This window comes from Aquabacterium sp., from assembly GCF_050725395.1.
Taxonomy (GTDB): Bacteria; Pseudomonadota; Gammaproteobacteria; order Burkholderiales; family Burkholderiaceae_C; genus Aquabacterium.
In genome coordinates, this window is sequence record NZ_JBOHHL010000084.1 from 1 (window position 1) to 2,563 (window position 2,563).

2 protein-coding genes and 1 pseudogene are annotated in these 2,563 nt (G+C 62.9%); all 3 read left to right on the plus strand.

Translation table 11 applies throughout. The annotated features are described in order from the left end of the window. Positions 1-330 precede the first annotated feature (330 nt). The gene (locus ACREB4_RS21175; protein ID WP_431590219.1) at positions 331-684 is read left to right on the plus strand and encodes a DUF6788 family protein; all 354 of its coding nucleotides are present in this window, start codon (positions 331-333) and stop codon (positions 682-684) included. 92 nt (positions 685-776) lie between these two features. Next, positions 777-2,045: a hypothetical protein gene (locus ACREB4_RS21180; RefSeq protein WP_431590220.1), complete on the plus strand. Its 1,269-nt coding sequence runs from the start codon at positions 777-779 to the stop codon at positions 2,043-2,045. Between the two features lie 219 nt (positions 2,046-2,264). Then, positions 2,265-2,563 (plus strand): annotated as a pseudogene (locus ACREB4_RS21185) (alpha-D-glucose phosphate-specific phosphoglucomutase); the annotation flags it as partial.

Consider the following 2,563-nt stretch of genomic DNA (forward strand, 5'->3'; position numbering starts at 1 on the left):
GGCAATAACGCGCGAATCGCCCCGCCAGACGCAGCCCCGTGACATAGCCGGATTTCGCACCTTTGGAAGGGCAGTTCCGTAGCCCGGGGCCTTGGGTCAGGAGTTGATTGGGAGCGGCGGCGGGACGGCCTTCGACCCATCATCACAGGGCCTTTGGCGCTCATCGGGTTCGTCCTCCCGCTGAGGGCTGGGCCTCGCCGGCCTGGCCCGCGGATCGTCGGTGGCTCCCCCCCTCGGAACAAAGTTGTCGCACCGCCCTTTTTTCCTCTTGTATCTGATAAGCTGTTATACGTATCAGTTGATGTAAACCGCCACCGCCCAAGCAGACCGGTGAAAGTTCCCAAACATCCCACCTTGATTCGCCGCAGCCTGCAGGCTCGCCAAAAGGAACTTCAGGCCCACGGCCCCGTCTTGGCGGCCAGCCTCGTCACCGTCCGCCGCACCTGCGGCAACCCAAACTGCCGCTGTGCCCGCGGCCACAAGCACCCGGGCCACTACCTGACCTGGAAGGTCAAAGGCAAAACCCACTCCGCTTACGTTCCGCTCGCCCTCCTCCCCCAAGTCAAACAATGGACTCAAGCACACCGCCGGCTCAAACAACTCGTCCGCCACATGACCCAACTGGCCCTGGCCCTCATCCGGACGCATGTGAGTGTCCAGCGGCGCCAGCGCGGAAGGTCATAGCCCTGGCCCGGATCTTTCTCAAAACCGTCCGCCACTTCTTCCCGGAGCTGCCCGCCTGGCTGGACCAACTGCCCGACACCCGCTTTCAGCCCATGGTCGAGTATCACGCCCGCTTTCTGTGCTGGTGGGGGCTGCTCCTCTTCGGGTTGGGCTTGGGCAGCCGGCGTTCCGCCGACAACGACTTGCGCGACCTCGAATGCGCCATCCTCGCCAACTTGAACCGGCTGGCCGACACCGAGCAGAAATCCCTCCCGGTCACCAAAACCCTCGACCATTTTATTGGCCATGTCGGCAGCGCCGCCTTCGCCCACCTGCTGCACCAACACACCCAACGGCTCATCCGCATGAAAGCCCTCGACGATTTCCGTTTTCAGGGTGACTTCATCGTCGCCGTCGATGGCACCGGTTACCTCAGCTTCAGCCATCACCATTGTCCCCAATGCCTGACCCAGAAGCACTCGTCCGGCGTCGTTTCCTATCTCCATCCGGTGCTGGAGGCCAAACTCCTGACCCCCACCGGCCTGGCCCTCTCCCTGGCCACCGAGTTTATCGAGAACCCACCGGGCCGGACGCCGACGGACTATCAGGACCAAAAACAGGATTGCGAACTCAAGGCCTGCGACCGGTTAGCCGCCCACCTCAAAGCCGCCTGCCCGCAACTGCGCCTGTGTCTGAACTTCGACAGCCTGTATGGCTGCGGTCGGGTCTTTGCCCTGTGCCAGCAGCATCACTGGCACTTCGTGGTCACCTTCAAGGAAGGCCGCACGCCCGAACTGTGGCAGGAGTTTCGAGCGCTCTTGAAACTCACCCCCCAGCAAAAGCTGACCACGACGCTGCCGGACCAAACGCGGCGCGTTTATCGTTGGGTCGAGCAGTTGCCGTATGTGGACAGCGAAAAACGGGCGTGGACTTTGGGCGCGATTCTCTGTGAGGAAACGGCTCCCTCCGGCTCCAAAACCACTTTTGCCTGGCTGACCAATCTGGCGGTCACCCGGGATTCGGTCGTCGCCATCGCCGAGCAAGTCGGCCGTCTGCGCACCAAAATCGAAAACGAAGGCTTCAACGTTCAAAAAAACAGCGGCTTGAACCTGGAGCACGTCTTCAGCCAAAACTGGGACCATGCCAAGGCCTATTACTACCTGCTGCAGCTCGGCCATCTGCACCTGCAACTGTTGCACCACAACAGCCTGCACCGGGCCTTGGCCAAACAGTATGGCCGACCCAGCGTCCGGGCGCTCTGGGGCGCCCTCAAGAAAATCCCCCAGCGCTTATTGGAGGCGCTCCGCTATTTCCTCCTGGACCCAGCCGACTTCGACCCGCACGCGGCGGCCGCCTGCCACCTCGCCTTGAACAGTTCTTGAGCCGGCGGCTGAAGGCCGATCCAGGTTCAAGCCGCTGGCCGCGCCCGCCTCGATCCCCACTGGATCGAGAACCCACTCCCCTCGGCTTCAGTTCCCTTCCGCACCACCCCACCGCCGCTCCTTCCTCCTTCCCGCCCTCTCTGGCCGGGTATTTCACGGCGCTGCACCGCTTCCCTTTCGATTGCCCCGAATCCCCGCGCCCGGTAACAATCCGTGCCGATGTCTGATGCCATCCACCCCCTAGCGGGCAAACCGGCGCCGCGAGAAATGCTGATTGATCCCGCCCAGGTCGAGCGCGCGTACTATTCCCGGCAGCCCGACCTTGGGAATCCGAATCAGTGGGTCAGCTTCGGTACCAGTGGCCACCGCGGCACGTCGTTGGATGGTACGTTTACCGAAGCGCATCTCCTCGCGATCACGCAGGCCGTCTGCGATTATCGGCGCGCACAGGGTTTCACCGGCCCGCTGTTCCTTGGCAAGGACACTCATGCGGTCTCCTCGCCCGCGCAGCGCACCGC

Excerpts from the sequence above, each read along its gene's own strand:
- ACREB4_RS21180 (WP_431590220.1), top strand. The coding sequence starts at position 777 with ATGGTCGAGTATCACGCCCGCTTTCTGTGCTGGTGGGGGCTGCTCCTC.